The 13,507-nt window shown below is 70.0% G+C and carries 12 protein-coding genes and 1 tRNA gene; 4 read left to right on the forward strand and 9 right to left on the reverse strand.

The features are described from left to right. Positions 1 to 25: 25 nt before the first annotated feature. The 4 genes from pdhA to IEX89_RS00565 all read right to left on the reverse strand — a co-directional run bounded on the left by pdhA (position 26) and on the right by IEX89_RS00565 (position 4,240). Complete coding sequence (pdhA, locus tag IEX89_RS00550; protein WP_188908380.1) at positions 26 to 1,111, reverse strand: pyruvate dehydrogenase (acetyl-transferring) E1 component subunit alpha; 1,086 nt, start codon at positions 1,109 to 1,111, stop codon at positions 26 to 28. Positions 1,112 to 1,250: 139 nt separating this feature from the next. After that, a complete protein-coding gene (locus tag IEX89_RS00555) occupies positions 1,251 to 1,607 on the reverse strand; it encodes an FtsB family cell division protein (protein ID WP_188908382.1) in 357 nt (118 codons plus the stop codon). Between the two features lie 214 nt (positions 1,608 to 1,821). After that, the gene (eno, locus tag IEX89_RS00560) at positions 1,822 to 3,108 is read right to left on the reverse strand and encodes a phosphopyruvate hydratase (RefSeq protein WP_188908384.1); all 1,287 of its coding nucleotides are present in this window, start codon (positions 3,106 to 3,108) and stop codon (positions 1,822 to 1,824) included. 121 nt (positions 3,109 to 3,229) lie between these two features. After that, positions 3,230 to 4,240: a septal ring lytic transglycosylase RlpA family protein gene (locus tag IEX89_RS00565; RefSeq protein ID WP_188908386.1), complete on the reverse strand. Its 1,011-nt coding sequence runs from the start codon at positions 4,238 to 4,240 to the stop codon at positions 3,230 to 3,232. Positions 4,241 to 4,545: 305 nt separating this feature from the next. Here IEX89_RS00565 and IEX89_RS00570 point away from each other — a divergent pair. After that, positions 4,546 to 4,635, forward strand: a tRNA-Ser gene (locus IEX89_RS00570). Positions 4,636 to 4,693: 58 nt separating this feature from the next. Here the strand turns inward: IEX89_RS00570 and IEX89_RS00575 are convergent. Then, the gene (locus IEX89_RS00575; protein WP_188908388.1) at positions 4,694 to 5,659 is read right to left on the reverse strand and encodes a DUF4214 domain-containing protein; all 966 of its coding nucleotides are present in this window, start codon (positions 5,657 to 5,659) and stop codon (positions 4,694 to 4,696) included. 258 nt (positions 5,660 to 5,917) lie between these two features. Between IEX89_RS00575 and IEX89_RS00580 the strand changes: the two genes are divergently transcribed. Further along, a complete protein-coding gene (locus tag IEX89_RS00580; protein ID WP_188908390.1) occupies positions 5,918 to 6,424 on the forward strand; it encodes a DUF2269 family protein in 507 nt (168 codons plus the stop codon). 46 nt (positions 6,425 to 6,470) lie between these two features. Here IEX89_RS00580 and IEX89_RS00585 read toward each other — a convergent pair whose 3' ends face one another. From IEX89_RS00585 to IEX89_RS00600, 4 genes are all read right to left on the reverse strand, one after another. Continuing rightward, entirely contained in the window at positions 6,471 to 7,292 is an 822-nt protein-coding gene (locus IEX89_RS00585; protein ID WP_188908392.1) for a manganese catalase family protein, read from the reverse strand. Between the two features lie 162 nt (positions 7,293 to 7,454). Beyond that, complete coding sequence (locus IEX89_RS00590; RefSeq protein WP_188908394.1) at positions 7,455 to 9,314, reverse strand: DUF4214 domain-containing protein; 1,860 nt, start codon at positions 9,312 to 9,314, stop codon at positions 7,455 to 7,457. Positions 9,315 to 9,367: 53 nt separating this feature from the next. Beyond that, positions 9,368 to 9,748: a hypothetical protein gene (locus IEX89_RS00595; RefSeq protein ID WP_188908396.1), complete on the reverse strand. Its 381-nt coding sequence runs from the start codon at positions 9,746 to 9,748 to the stop codon at positions 9,368 to 9,370. A 130-nt stretch (positions 9,749 to 9,878) separates the two neighbouring features. Continuing rightward, positions 9,879 to 10,877, reverse strand: coding sequence for a helix-turn-helix transcriptional regulator (locus IEX89_RS00600; protein ID WP_188908398.1), 999 nt, complete (start codon positions 10,875 to 10,877; stop codon positions 9,879 to 9,881). A gap of 213 nt (positions 10,878 to 11,090) precedes the next feature. Between IEX89_RS00600 and IEX89_RS00605 the strand changes: the two genes are divergently transcribed. Both IEX89_RS00605 and IEX89_RS00610 read left to right on the forward strand, forming a co-directional pair. Next, positions 11,091 to 12,398 (forward strand): class I SAM-dependent methyltransferase, encoded by a 1,308-nt coding sequence (locus IEX89_RS00605; RefSeq protein WP_188908400.1) that lies wholly within the window; start codon positions 11,091 to 11,093, stop codon positions 12,396 to 12,398. Between the two features lie 442 nt (positions 12,399 to 12,840). Next, on the forward strand, positions 12,841 to 13,413 hold the full coding sequence (locus IEX89_RS00610; RefSeq protein ID WP_188908402.1) for a hypothetical protein: 573 nt from the start codon (positions 12,841 to 12,843) through the stop codon (positions 13,411 to 13,413). Positions 13,414 to 13,507: the final 94 nt, after the last annotated feature.

Consider the following 13,507-nt stretch of genomic DNA (forward strand, 5'->3'; position numbering starts at 1 on the left):
GGCGCGCTGCCGGATGGAGGGGAGATCAGTGGAGGATGTCGGTGAACAGCTCGGACACGTCGGGCTCCGGATCGCTGGTGGCGAAATCGGCCGCCTCGTTCACGATCTTGCGGATCTGCCCGTCGATGCCCTTGAGCTCGTCCTCCGGCACGCCGAACTCGCCGATGAGGCGACGGCGGACCTGCTCGATGGGATCGTGCTCCTCGCGCATGCGGGAGACCTCGTCCTTCGTGCGATACTTCGCCGGGTCCGACATGGAATGCCCGCGATAGCGGTAGGTCAGCATCTCGAGGATGTAGGGCCCCTCCCCCGAGCGGGCGTGCTCGACGGCCCGCGCGCCGGCCTCGCGCACGGCGCGGATGTCCATGCCGTCCACCTGCTCGCCGGGAATGCCGAAGGAGATGCCGCGCTTCGAGAAGTCCGACTGCGCGGCCGAGCGCGTCACCGACGTGCCCATGGCGTAGCGGTTGTTCTCGATGACGTACACGACGGGCAGCTTCCAGAGCGCCGCCATGTTGAAGCTCTCGTAGACCTGGCCCTGGTTCGCGGCGCCGTCGCCGAAATAGACCAGGCTCACCGCGTCGTCGCCCTTGTAGCGATTGGCGAAAGCGAGCCCGGTGCCCAGCGGGACCTGCGCGCCGACGATGCCGTGCCCCCCGAAGAACTGCTTCTCCTTGGAGAACATGTGCATCGAGCCGCCCTTGCCCTTCGAGTAGCCGCCGCGGCGGCCCGTGAGCTCGGCGAGGACGCCCTTGGGGTCCATGCCCGTGACCAGCATGTGGCCGTGATCGCGATAGCCGGTGATCACCTGGTCGCCGTCGTTCGACGCCATCTGCATGCCCACCACCACGGCCTCCTGGCCGATGTAGAGGTGGCAGAAGCCGCCGATGAGGCCCATGCCGTACATCTGGCCGGCCTTCTCCTCGAAGCGGCGGATGAGCAGCATCTCCCGATAGGCGTGGAGTTCCTCTTCCTTCGAGAGCGTGGGGGCGTTCGTCGCCGCCCCCTTCGCCGCCCGCCCCTTGCTGGGGCTCTTACCGGCAGCGGATTTCGCAGCAGCGGACTTGGCAGAAGCGGACGCGCCCTGCGTCCGACGTGCAGCCGTGGCCATGCACACCTCCGAACGTTATCCTCGGCCCTGTCTTAGCCCAACTAAAGTCGGAAAGCGAGAGCGCAAGAGACCGTGCGCAGATGTCTCGGCCGGCTGACAAGTTCCTTATTTGCAATGATTTTCAGCGATCAACTGTATCTCAGTTGATCGATCGCGCCGCGAGAGCCGGCGCGGGTCGCAGCTCGGGATCGACCATGATGACGACGTCGTTGCGGTGCACACGCCCGAGCATGACGCGCGCCTGCTCCTCGAGCAGGTCGCGGTCGATCTGGTGAGAGCGCACGAGACCGATGCGGTGCTCCCAGTCGGCGCGCTCCTGCTGCAGCGCGCCCAGCGTCGCCTCGATGCGGGTGCGCTCCAGCTGCAGCTCGCGCTTGGCGTCGAGCCCCCGCTGGCCCGACTGGGCGTGGTGGACGAAATAGCCGACCGCGAGGCCCGACACTCCGTAGAGCGCGAGGGGAATCAGGACGGCGCGGAGACGTTTCTTGACGACCATGCCGCGATGGTCGACGCGGGTGGTTAAGGAAGCGTTTCGCAGATGCCGCCCACGCCGACGGAGCGCGTTGCTGCGGCCCACAGCCCCGTAACCGCCCCACGGGGCGGTCGACGAGCGCAGCGAGGCGGGTGGGGCGAGGACGCCTTCGACGTGGCGCTCGCCCCCTCCGGTCCGCTGCGCGGCCCACCTCGCCTGCGGGGAGATCGCGGCCGCCTCAGAGGCGGCCCTTGAGCGCGCCGCGCCCGGCGTAGATCGCGCTCGTGCCGAGCTCTTCCTCGATGCGGATGAGCTGGTTGTACTTCGCCGTACGATCGGAGCGGGCGAGCGAGCCGGTCTTGATCTGCCCGCAATTCGTCGCGACCGCGAGATCCGCGATCGTCGCGTCCTCGGTCTCGCCCGAGCGGTGCGACATCACCGCCGTGTAGGACGCGCGGTGGGCCATGTCGACCGCCGCCAGCGTCTCGGTGAGCGAGCCGATCTGGTTGACCTTGACGAGGATCGAGTTGCCCACGCCCTCGGCGATGCCGCGCGAGAGGCGCGTGACGTTCGTCACGAACAGGTCGTCTCCGACGAGCTGACAGCGGTCGCCGACCTCGCGGGTGAGGGCCGCCCAGCCCTCCCAATCGTCCTCGGACATGCCGTCCTCGATGGAGCGGATCGGGTAGTCGGCCACGAGCTTGGCGAGATAGGCCGCCTGCTCGTGCGGCGAGCGGCGCTTGTTGCCCTCGCCCTCGTAGACGTAGGCGCCGTCCTTGAAGAATTCCGTCGCCGCGCAGTCGAGCGCCAGCACGACGTCGTCACCGGGCTTGTAGCCGGCCTTCTCGATCGCCTTCATGACGAAGTCGAGTGCCGCCTCGGCGGAGGGCAGGTTGGGGGCGAAGCCGCCCTCGTCGCCGACATTGGTGTTGTGGCCGGCATGCTTCAGCTCGGACTTCAGCGTATGGAAGATCTCCGAGCCCACGCGCACGGCCTCGGCGAGCGAGGGCGCGCCCACCGGCATGACCATGAATTCCTGGAAGTCGATGGGATTGTCCGCGTGCGCGCCGCCGTTGACGATGTTCATCATCGGGACGGGGAGCGTGCGCGCCTGCGTGCCGCCCACGTAGCGGTAGAGCGGCAGGCCGCAGGAGATCGCGGCCGCCTTCGCCACCGCCAGCGAGACGCCGAGGATGGCGTTGGCGCCCAGCCGCGCCTTGTTGGGCGTGCCGTCGAGGTCGATCATCGCCTGGTCGACGGCGACCTGGTCCTCGGCGTCCATGCCGGCGAGCGCGTCGAGGATCTCGCTGTTGACCGCGTCCACGGCCTTGAGCACGCCCTTGCCCTTATAGGCGCCGGCGACGCCGTCGCGCAGCTCCACCGCCTCGTGCGCGCCCGTGGAGGCGCCCGACGGCACCGCGGCGCGGCCCATCGCGCCGTCCTCGAGATAGACGTCGACCTCCACGGTGGGGTTGCCCCGGCTGTCGAGGATCTGGCGGGCGAGGATGTTGGCGATGGCGGTCATGCGTCTCTCCGTTCGTCGAAGGCGAGTGCCCGGGGGCGGCCATGCGCGCACTTACGCCCCACGCGCCCGGCTTGCAAGACGGGCGGCGGCACGAAGCGTCGATGAACGAAACGGCGTGGCGTCAGCGACGCAGGCTGGTAGCCGGCTGAATTGCGGCGGCGCCGAAGGTGCGGGTGAAGCCCGCGGCCGGCTGATCGGGCGCAGCGAAAAAGATGCCGACGAGATGCGTCGGATCCTGCGCGCCGCGCAGCTCCGCCGCGGGGGCGGCTCCGGGGAGCGTCGCGCCGGGAATCGGGGCCGACGGAACCGGCGCCGACGCGGATGCGGGAAGCGAGGCGTTGACCGCGCGCGGCGCCACGGAGGCGAGCTCGCTCGGGCGCAGCGGCGGGGCCGGGAGCGCCACCGTCTGCGGGGCCGAGGCGAAGGCGAGCGTCGGCGCCACGGGGCGATCCGCCGCCGCGAGCGGGATGCGGTCCACCTGCGGCACGCCGCCGGCGGAGGCGACCTGGATCGTGGTGGCGCCGTCGATGGGCATCTGCGCCAGGCGACCGTCGGTGCGCAACGTCGCCATCAGGATCTCGTCGTCGCTGCCCTCCGTCGAGGCGGGGCCGACATAGTCGACCCGCACCCGCGCCGTGCCCGCGCCGCGGAAGGCGAGCGTGTCGGCGACGGCGCGCGAGACGTCGATGATGCGGCTGCCGTGGAACGGCCCGCGATCGTTGACGCGCACGATGATCGAGCGGTCGTTGTCGAGATTGGTGACGCGCGCGTAGCTCGGCAACGGCATCGTCGTGTGGGCCGCCGACAGGGCGAAGCGGTCGAACACCTCGCCGTTGGCCGTGCGCCGGCCGTGGAAGCGCGCGCCGTACCAGGAGGCGAGACCCTCCTGCGAATAATCGGGGTCGTGACGGGGAACGTAGGTGCGCCCGGCGATGGTGTAGGGCCGCCCCACATGCTCGCGCCCGCCGCCCTTGGGCACCGCGGAATTCTCGTCGACCACCCGCTCGCTCGCCGAGACGCCGAGCTTCGGGTCCACCGCAACGCGCGTGCCGCAGGCCGCGAGCGTCAGCGCCAGGGTCCCCATCGCAGCGATCCGGATGAGATGCCCCGCCGCGCGCGTCGATCCCGTCATGTCACAAGGCCCCGTGTCCAGCCGCCCTTCCCCGGGCGATCCTCAGCCGACGCGCGAGCGAGTCGGGAGGAGGCCCGCCGTCGCGCGAAGGCACGATTTGCGCGGACTATGCCCAGATTGGGGCGGAATTGACAAGAGAATGCCGTGTTTCGGGACGCCCCGGCGAATGTTCGTGGTGGCATCCGCTTTCGTTCCTGTTCCGCCCTCGCCTCCGCGCGCGAATGCGGCCCGCCTGTGGCTTTCGCGCGACACCCGGCTGCACGAGCCTTCCCACGCGCCCCCGAGCGCGCTAGGAGTGTGCGGCCGGAAGGGTGGCCGAGTGGTTTAAGGCAGCGGTCTTGAAAACCGCCGTGGGGGCGACTCCACCGTGGGTTCGAATCCCACCCCTTCCGCCACCGACGGCGATCGACGTCACGCCCACGGGAACGAGCGTCTTCGGCCCTTCGCACACGTTCACAAGAGCCAGATGCCGTCGGCCGTCGAGGGGGCGACCAGTGCCACGTTCTCGGGGCTCTCGGAGAAGGAGACGAGGGCGTCCGCGCGGGCGAGACCCCGCGCCAGTTCTCCCTGCCAGTAGGCGGCGCCGCCCTCGTCCGGGCTCCGGCCCAGGACGTTCTGGTAGAGGGCGTCGACGAAAGCGGCATCGCTCACGCTCGTTCCGTACTTCTGCTGAAACTCCGCGCTCGTGATGAAGGCTGCCGCCGCATCGCGCAGAGCCATCCCCTGGTCGAGCGCGCGAACCCAGAAGCCCAGACCCTCGGCGTCGGGGGCGCGTGCGAAGGCGGCCTGGTAGAGGCGGTAGCCTGCACCGGCCGTTCCTGCGGTGTCGAAGGCGAGAATGCCGTCGGAGAATTGAAGCCGTTCGACCGAGAGCAGCGTATCCGTGCCGTCCCGCGTCGGGGCTGTATCGGCAACGACGAGCCGATCCGCGCTTCGCGTCACCACGTAGGCGTCGCGAAGCCCGGTGAAGGTCGCGGTGTCGGTCCCCTCGCCGCCGAAGAACGTGTCGTCGCCGCCGCGGCCGACGAACACGTCGCGCCCCGTCGCCCCGTGAGCGGTGTCGGCCAGGGCGCCGCCCAGGAACGTGTCGTCTCCGGCGAGGAGCGATCCGAGGTTCGAGACCACGAAATCCTGAAGGCTTCGGCCGATCTCCGACCAGGTCTGATAGGTCTGGTAGCCGCCGACGGCCTGGACCGACAGCACCACCTCCGACACCGTGCCGACCGCCGTCTCCGGAGACGTGCCGGAGAACTCGCCTCGAAGCTCCATGCGGAGCCGGGCGCCCGCGGGATCCTGGTAGGTGAAGGCGATGCTCGATCGCTCGAACCGCTCGACGTCGATGCTGTCGGGAATGAGCGGACCGATGAGCGACTGCGCGGTGTAGCCCAAGACGTTCGTTCCGACGACCTCGATACGCATTTCACGAGCCCCCTCGATTGATCTTGGGTCTCGTTAGCATTCATTACTTAATTTATGTCGAAAGTGCTCGGTCGAAATTGGTAGAGTCCGTCTCGAACGGACTGATCGGCGATACCGCCTTGCCTCTGCGCGTCCAGCGACGTCGGAGCGCACGCCCGCGCTGCTTGCACGAACGAGGAACGCCGCGCATGGTTCGACCTGCAGTCACCAGGCCGTGCGGATCGTCGGCGGCCGGGGTCCCGCGTACGCGAGAGCATCATGCGCAAGCTCGTCAAGATCCTCCACTCCGTCGCCGCCGCGGGCCTCATCGGGGGGCTCGCGTGCTACATGGTGCTGCTGGTCGCGGTGCCGGTGGAGGATGCGGCGGCCTATGCGGGCTTGCGGGCGGCGATCTCGGCGTTGAGCAGCTGGGTGCTCCTGCCCTCGCTTGCCGTCGGGCTCGTGTCCGGACTCCTGTCGATGATCGTGCACAGGCCTTTCCAGGAAATGGGCTGGGTGTGGATCAAGGCCGGGCTCGGCATCCTCATGTTCAAGGGCACGCTCACCATCGTCAGCGCCAAGGCGGACGCCGCCGCGGCCATCGCGCAGCGCATCGCCGCCGGCGCCGCGGGGCCGGAGGCGCTCGACGAGCTCCTCGTGCTCGAATGGGGCACGCTCGCCGTCGTCATGGCGATCGCGGTCGCGAATGTCGTGCTCGGCATCTGGCGCCCGCGCCTCGTGCGCATTCCCGAGCGGCCGCGCGAGACGAGCCGCGCGCCGTCCTGAGGACGCGAAGCGGCGCGCCCGCGAAGGCGCGCCGCCGATCGTCGCGTCACATCTGCTCCTTCTGCGCGCCGCTGTCGGGGCGCGCCTTGCCGAGCGAGGGCTCCTGCCCCATCGGCTGGGCCGGGCGCATGCTGAACTGGCCGCGGCCGTCCAGCGAGGGACCGGAGGTCCAGCGGCCCTGCGGGGCCTCCTTGTCGAGGGAGGTGTTGAGGAAGACGTAGGAATGCTCCGTCGCCTCGGCGCTCTGGGGCGTCGAGTTCGGGATCGGCAGCGTGCCCTCGAAGCCGCCGTTCTCCTCGATCACCGCGAGCCATTGCTGCTGGTGCATCGTGTCGCGCGCGATGAGGAAGGAGAGCATGTCCTTCATGCCGGGATCGTCCGTGAGCTCGTAGAGCCGCGAGGCGAGCACGCGCCCGCCCGCTTCCGCCGTGGCGTTGGCGAGCATGTCGGCGCCGAGATTGCCCGTGGCGTAGACGTGGCTCATGTCGAAGGGCACGCCGTTCGCGTTCACCGGCATGGCCGAGAGGCCCGACGAGAGCAGGTGGCGCGGGTTCATGCCGCCCAGGATCGCCGCGACGACCGGGTCCTTGGCCGCCTCGTCCTTCATGTGGGCCGGAGCCTTCTCGAGGTTGAGCGCGACCGCGTGGCCGAGGAACTCGATATGCGAGAGCTCCTCGGTGGCGGTGGCGATGAGGAGGTCGCGGTACTTCGGATTGCCGCGCGCTCCCATGGCCTGGAAGAAGTACTGCATGGCCACGCGGATCTCGCCCTCGACCCCGCCGATCGCCTGCTGGAGCATCTTGGCGAAGAGGGGGTTCGGCTTCTCGACGCGGACCTCGTACTGAAGCTTGCTGTTGTGGAAGAACATGGTCGCTCCTCGTTGGCGTTTCAGGCACCGCCCGAACCGCCTGAGGCGATCATGGTTCCCCAACGAGAGGAGGCAATGAACCAGCCTGGGTAGCGTGACCATTCGCGATCCCGCAACGCGCGCGAGGCGCGCCGCGAGACCGCGCGGCTGGAGCGTTCCGCCTCAGGCGATGCCGACGTCGAGAACGATGCCCGACGCGATGGCCGGCGCCACGAGGGCGACGTTCTCCGGGCTCTCGGAGAACTGCACCAGCACGTTCTCCCGCGAGCGCCCGCCGGCGAGCTCGCCGAGCCAGAAGGCGTTGCCGCCGTCGTCCGGCCCGCGGCCGAGGACGTTCTGATAGAGGAGCGCGACGAAGGCCGCGTCGCTCACGGTGCCGGGGCTGCCGTAGGTCGCCGCGAATTCCGGCGAGGCGAGGAAGAAGGTCGCCGCGCCGATCAGGTCCTGCTCGCCGCGATCGAAGGCGTTCGTCCAGAAGGAGACGCCGCCCTGGTCGGGCGTGCGGGCGAAAGCCGCCTGGTAGAGCCGATAGGCCTGCCCAGCGGTGCCGTCGAAGTCGAAGGCGAGCGTCGAATCCGTGAAGACGAGGCGCTCGACGTTCGTCAGTCGATCGATACCGTCGCGGCCGGACGTGGTGTCGCTGACGATGAGCCCCGCCGCGCCGCTCGTCACGGCGTACTCGCCGCGCGCGCCGGAGAACACGGCGGCGTCCCGGCCGGCGCCGCCGTCGATCGCATCGTCGCCGCGCCCGCCCTCGAGCCGGTCGTTGCCGCCCGCACCCGCGAGCTCGTCGGCGCCGTCGAGCCCACGCAGCCGGTTGTCGGCCCCGTCGCCCATCAGGCGATCGGCGAAATCCGTGCCGCGCACCTGCTCGACGCCGATCAGCGTGTCGCGATCGCCGAAGCCGTCGATGGCGAAGCCCGCGGCGAGATCCACCATGACGCCGGCGGCGCCCCCCTCGTTGGCGTCCATCTCATAGCGGACCTCGTCGACCCCGCCGCCGAGATCGATGATGTCATCGCCCGCGAGCCCGCGAACCTGGTTACGGCCGTCGTCACCTACGAAGCGATCGGCGAGGAGCGTACCGCGCACGAGGTCGATGTTCGAATGCCGATCCTCGTGCCCGAACGTGTCGATCGCCGTTCCCGTCGACCAGTCGAAGACGATGCCCCTGTCCCCGCCGAAGAACCGCTCTCCCGCGTAGGACACCTGCTCGAACCCGGATCCGCCCTGGAACGTGTCGTTGCCGGCATACCCGACGAAGAAGTGGTCGCCGTTCTCGGTCAGCGCGATGAAGACGTCCGCGCGATTCGTCCCTTCGGCATTCTCCATGCCGGAGAAGCGATCCACCTCGTCCTGGCGCGCGGCGCCGCCGTGACGGGCGGTCCCGGCGTTGAAGTCGACGATGACGCCGATCGCCGTCTGGTCGATGGTCTGAGCGCCGGTCTCCAGGATGAAGTGCATGCTGTCGTAGCCGCCGCGCCCGTCGAACACGTCGTTGCCCGCATTGCCGGCGAACTGGTTGTCTCGGTCGTCGCCGACGAAGCTGTCGTCGAAGCGCGTCCCGCGCACGCGCTCCACGCCGATCAGCGTGTCGCGGTCGCCGAAGCCGTCGATGGCGAACTGGCGGGAGAGATCGACCTGGATGCCGCTCGTGCCGCCGTACTCCTCGTCGAACGTGTAACGGACGTCGTCGAAGCCGTCGCCGAGATCGAAGATGTCGGCGCCCGCGAGCCCGGCCGCGCCGTTGGACCCGCTGGTCCCGCGGAACTCGTCGGCGAAGGCCGTGCCGAGGGCGAACTCGATCGATTGCAGGCGATCCGCCGCGCCGAACGTGTCGCGCCCCGGCCCGCCGCCGAAATCGACCAGTACGCCTCCCGGCCCGCCCTCCTCGGCGTAGTTCACCCTGTCGAACCCCGCTCCTCCCTGGAGCGTGTCGGCGCCGTCGCCACCGATGAAGCTGTCGTCGCCGTCTGTGCCGGGAAGGGTCTCGGACGCGGGCGTACCGTTGATGTCGGCCATGGGCGTATCTCCGAAGGGTGGAAAGCGGCAGGAAGCGGGTCGCGGCGCGCGGGTCAGTCGAAGATCAGGATCGTCCCGTTCGACGTCTCGTAGCGGGTGTCCGACTGCGGCGTGACGGTCTGGCAGGATTCGTCGCCGTTGCGGATCTTGGTCCAGCGCGAGCACAGCTCGTTCCCGGCGATGCGCCAGCTGCCGGTGTCGGTCTCGATGCCGGGGATGTTGCTCGTCAGCGCCTGTGCGCCGTCGGCGTCGATCGTCGTCGTTCTCGCGAAGCCGCGCTGAGGCACCTCGAAGCGATAGGTCTTGCCGTCGACGAGCGCGCGGATCTCCTCGCGGCTCAGCGTGCCTTGCGCCCGCGCGTCAATATCGGCGGCGGCGAGGCCGGCGAGCACGATGAAAGCAGCGGACAGGTTGATGATCGAGCGCGCCGGCATCGGACGTTTCTCCATCTCCGCGAACGGCCGTTCCGGCCATCACGGAGCGTTCGCCCACATGGAGCGGGAGCGCATGACCCAGATGGGTCATGGTCGCCATTCGACGAAACGACACGCGGGTAGCATTACGTCAGACGTCCGTGAGCCGGGTCATCAGCTCGAGCAGGTCCGCCTGTCGACCGGTGCCGGTCTTGGCGTAGACGCGCTTGAGGTGATTGCGCGCCGTCTCGTAGCTGATGCCGGCGCGGCTCGCGGTCTCGCGCAGGTCGCGATGGTGCCCGAGCAGCGTGCACAGGCGTGCCTCCGCGGGCGTGAGGCCGAAGGCGTCCGCGAGGCCGCCGGCGGAGGTGCTCGCGCGGGGTGCGTCGACAGGGGTCGCGAGGCACAGGAGCCGCGCGCCGAGGAACGGCTGGGCGAGCGACGGCGGGACCGAAGCGAGCCGCAGCGCGAGCGCGGGCAGGCCGCTCGCGTCGCGCAGGAGGATCGGCGCGCCCGTGCCGAGATCGAGCGGGCGGCGCGCGGCACCGGCGATCGCCTCGTCGAGCTGCACGCGCGCACGCTCGTCCGCCGGCTGGAGACGCCTGCCGCGGACGAGGAGGTCGCGCCCGAGCAGCGCATCCGCCGCCTCGTTCCGGGCGACGACGACGCCCCGGAAATCGAGGGCGAAGACGGCCTTGCCGATGAGCGCGAGGCCGTCGAGGGTTCCGGCGAGCGCGCGGCGACCGACGAGCTCCGAGAGCGTCGCGGCCTGGGTCATCTGCGCGCGCAAGGCGCCGACCGCCCGTTTGTCGGCCTCCTCGAACCGCCCCTGCCCCATCGTGCGCTGGAAGGAGAGGCCCCACCAGGACGCGCCCGCGCGAAAGCCCACGGCGCAGAACCAGCCGAAGCCGTTCGCGCGCACGAAGTCGTTGTAGTAGTCGGAGCGCGCGATCTCGTCCTCGGTGGCGACGTTCTCGTCCGAGACGACCTGCCCCAGCCGCGTCAGCGGCGCGCCGCGGGCGCGCAGGTCCCGCAGGCACCAGCCCTCCTCGAAGAAGACCCTCGCGAGATCCGCGAGTCCCGGCGAGAACGGCACGTCGCCCGGCGCCACGCCCATCGGCAGGAGGATCGCGCCCTCGCTGCCCGCCATGCGCGAAAGTCGGTCGAGCGTCGCCGGCCACGTCCGCGGGTCCGCGACCGAGGTTGCCAGCAATTCAGAAACGTTCTCGTCGCTTCGGCCCAATTCCATCGTGGCGGCCCCCACGTCGCCTTCGGTCTCCCATCTTGCTGTCGCGGCGCGCAACGGGCAACAGTCTCTCCCGCGGACGAGCGCATCGTTCGCCCACCCGCGAACGGAGCCCCCATGGAAGACCAGAAAGCAGCCGCGCGGCGCGATGCGGTGAGAGATCTCCTCGAGGAGGCGCACCACGTCCTCTCCCCCGGCTTCGGCTTCCGGCTCTGGGACGGGACGCGCGTACCGGCCGCCTGGCCCGCGGACGGCCTCGTGGTGACGCTGGCCGACGAGGGCGTCGTCGCCGCGCTGGTGCGGCGCCCGCGGCTCGACACGCTGATCAAGCTGCACGTGGACGGGCGCATCGAGCTCGAGAACGGCACCTTCTTCGACCTCGCCGCCGCGCGCCCGAAGGGCAAGGTCGGGCGGCTCGCCAAGGGCATCTCGAAGACGAAGGCCCTTCGGGTCGCGACCGCCTTCTGGCGCGTCGACCGCGGGCCGGTGAGCGTACTCGACCGGGTGCGCGGCGACGAGATCGACCGCGACGGTCGCCCCGAGACCAACCGCGCCAACGTCGCTTACCATTACGACGTCTCGAACGAGTTCTACCGCCTCTTCCTCGATGCGGAGATGGTCTATACCTGCGGCTACTTCACCGAGGATCACGAGGACATCGACCGCGCGCAGGCGGACAAGCTCGACATGATCTGCCGCAAGCTACGTTTGAAGCCTGGCGAACGCTTCCTCGACATCGGCTGCGGCTGGGGCGCCCTCGTCTGCCACGCGGCGCGGCATTACGGCGTCGAGGCGCACGGCGTCACGCTCGCCGCGGAGCAGCTGGCTCTCGCCAAGGAGAAGGCGGAGCGCCTGGGCATCGCCGATCGCGTGACCTTCCACTTCAAGGACTACGTCCAGATGGAGGGCACCTTCGACAAGATCGCCTCCATCGGCATGTTCGAGCAGGTCGGCATCGCCAACCACCCGACCTATTTCGCCACGGTGAACCGCCTGCTGCGCCCGCAGGGCCTCTATCTGCACCACACCATCGCGCGGCGCGCCAAGAAGAGCGACAAGCGCTTCATGAAGATGACGGCGGAGTATCGCGCGCTGGTGCGCTACATCTTCCCCGGCGGCGAGCTCGACCATCTGGGCATGTCCATCACGAACCTCGAGCGCGCCGGCTTCGAGGTGCACGACGTGGAGGGCTGGCGGGAGCACTACCAGCGCACGACCTATCTCTGGTGGAAGCGCCTGCTCGAGCGCCGCGGCGAGGCGGAGGCGCTGGTGGGGCCGGAGAAGGTGCGCATGTGGCTCCTCTACCTCGCCGGCTGCTCCATGGCCTTCGCCCGCGGCGGCGCCTACATCAACCAGACGCTCGCGTCGAAGCGCATCCGCGGCCCCTCCGGCCTGCCCTGGACCCGCGCGGATCTCTATCGCTGAGGCGGTTCAGGCGCGGTTCAGGTGGCGAGGACGAGAGTGGTGCCCGAGCCGCCGGAGCGGCTCTTGCCTCCACTTTCGCCCGCCCGTCGCGCCTGCCGGCACGGGCGGGCGCTTTTTCGCCCTCAGTAGAAGATCAGCATCAGCACGACGACGAGCCCCACGATCGCGAGCAGCAGCCGCGCGAAGGGCGGCGGCGCGCGGCGGGCGGGGGGCGGGCGTCTGGGATTGCGCATGATCGAATCGCGGGCTCGGCCGATGGCGGGAGCGGGAGGATAGCGCGATTCGCTCGGACCGGGGGCGCGGAGGCGCGATCCATCGCCGCGGCCCTGTTGCCGAACGGTGACGATCCGGCCTCCCCTGGGTTCGCTCCTGCGTGGCGATAAAGACCTGTTAACCATGATTGCCGAGTCTGCTGGGCGTGACCTCGAACGGACCCGGCCCGATGACCAGACGCCTCGCCCTGACGCTCCTCCTCGCGGCGCCGCTGCTGGCCGCCTGCGGCACCGCCGATCGCCAGCGCTACGGCTTCACGGAGCCCACCCGCAATCCGCTTCTGGCGCAGCTGCGGGCCTGGAGCCGCCCCCTCGCCGAGCCCGCGCCGCCCGCGATCGAAATTCCGCCGGACTACGCCGTCGTCGAGACATCGGTCTGGATCGAGGCCCCGCCCGCGGCTGCGGGCTCGGCGCAGCCTGGCTTCGGCGAATTCCCGGCCGAGGCCCTGGCGAGCATCTCGTCCGACGTGCCGCCGCGACGTGATCCGGGCATACTCGTCCAGCCGATGCTGGAGGTGCGCCTCCCCGCAGCGGAGGAAGCGCCTGCGGCTGCGGATCCGCCCGCGACGCTGCCCGCTCCCGCCGCCCGGCCCGCGGCGACCGCCTCGCCGGCTCCCGCGGCCCGCGCGGCGGCGGCACCGGCGGTGCGCGCCGCTCCCACGCTCCCGATCGATCCCGCACCCGCGCCGGCACCCGGCGAGCGTCTGCAACGGCGGAACGGGAGCGGGTACGACGTGCTGTGATCGATAGCGGGCGTTGAACCAAATAAAGTCAAGGAGCAATTCATTGGAGCTGGTGTTCGCGGCCACCAGGCCTGCGACAGCGTGTGAAAGCGTC

The sequence above is a fragment of the Salinarimonas ramus genome, assembly GCF_014645695.1.
GTDB lineage: Bacteria > Pseudomonadota > Alphaproteobacteria > Rhizobiales > Beijerinckiaceae > Salinarimonas > Salinarimonas ramus.

What these genes read in the sequence shown, in the direction of transcription:
- IEX89_RS00595 (WP_188908396.1), bottom strand. Translation starts at nt 9,748, where the DNA reads ATGCCGGCGCGCTCGATCATCAACCTGTCCGCTGCTTTCATCGTGCTC.
- IEX89_RS00565 (WP_188908386.1), bottom strand. Translation starts at nt 4,240, where the DNA reads ATGACGGGATCGACGCGCGCGGCGGGGCATCTCATCCGGATCGCTGCG.
- eno (WP_188908384.1), bottom strand. Translation starts at nt 3,108, where the DNA reads ATGACCGCCATCGCCAACATCCTCGCCCGCCAGATCCTCGACAGCCGG.
- IEX89_RS00610 (WP_188908402.1), top strand. Translation starts at nt 12,841, where the DNA reads ATGACCAGACGCCTCGCCCTGACGCTCCTCCTCGCGGCGCCGCTGCTG.
- IEX89_RS00555 (WP_188908382.1), bottom strand. Translation starts at nt 1,607, where the DNA reads ATGGTCGTCAAGAAACGTCTCCGCGCCGTCCTGATTCCCCTCGCGCTC.
- IEX89_RS00600 (WP_188908398.1), bottom strand. Translation starts at nt 10,877, where the DNA reads ATGGCGGGCAGCGAGGGCGCGATCCTCCTGCCGATGGGCGTGGCGCCG.
- IEX89_RS00590 (WP_188908394.1), bottom strand. Translation starts at nt 9,314, where the DNA reads ATGGCCGACATCAACGGTACGCCCGCGTCCGAGACCCTTCCCGGCACA.
- IEX89_RS00580 (WP_188908390.1), top strand. Translation starts at nt 5,918, where the DNA reads ATGCGCAAGCTCGTCAAGATCCTCCACTCCGTCGCCGCCGCGGGCCTC.
- IEX89_RS00605 (WP_188908400.1), top strand. Translation starts at nt 11,091, where the DNA reads ATGGAAGACCAGAAAGCAGCCGCGCGGCGCGATGCGGTGAGAGATCTC.
- IEX89_RS00585 (WP_188908392.1), bottom strand. Translation starts at nt 7,292, where the DNA reads ATGTTCTTCCACAACAGCAAGCTTCAGTACGAGGTCCGCGTCGAGAAG.
- IEX89_RS00575 (WP_188908388.1), bottom strand. Translation starts at nt 5,659, where the DNA reads ATGCGTATCGAGGTCGTCGGAACGAACGTCTTGGGCTACACCGCGCAG.
- pdhA (WP_188908380.1), bottom strand. Translation starts at nt 1,111, where the DNA reads ATGGCCACGGCTGCACGTCGGACGCAGGGCGCGTCCGCTTCTGCCAAG.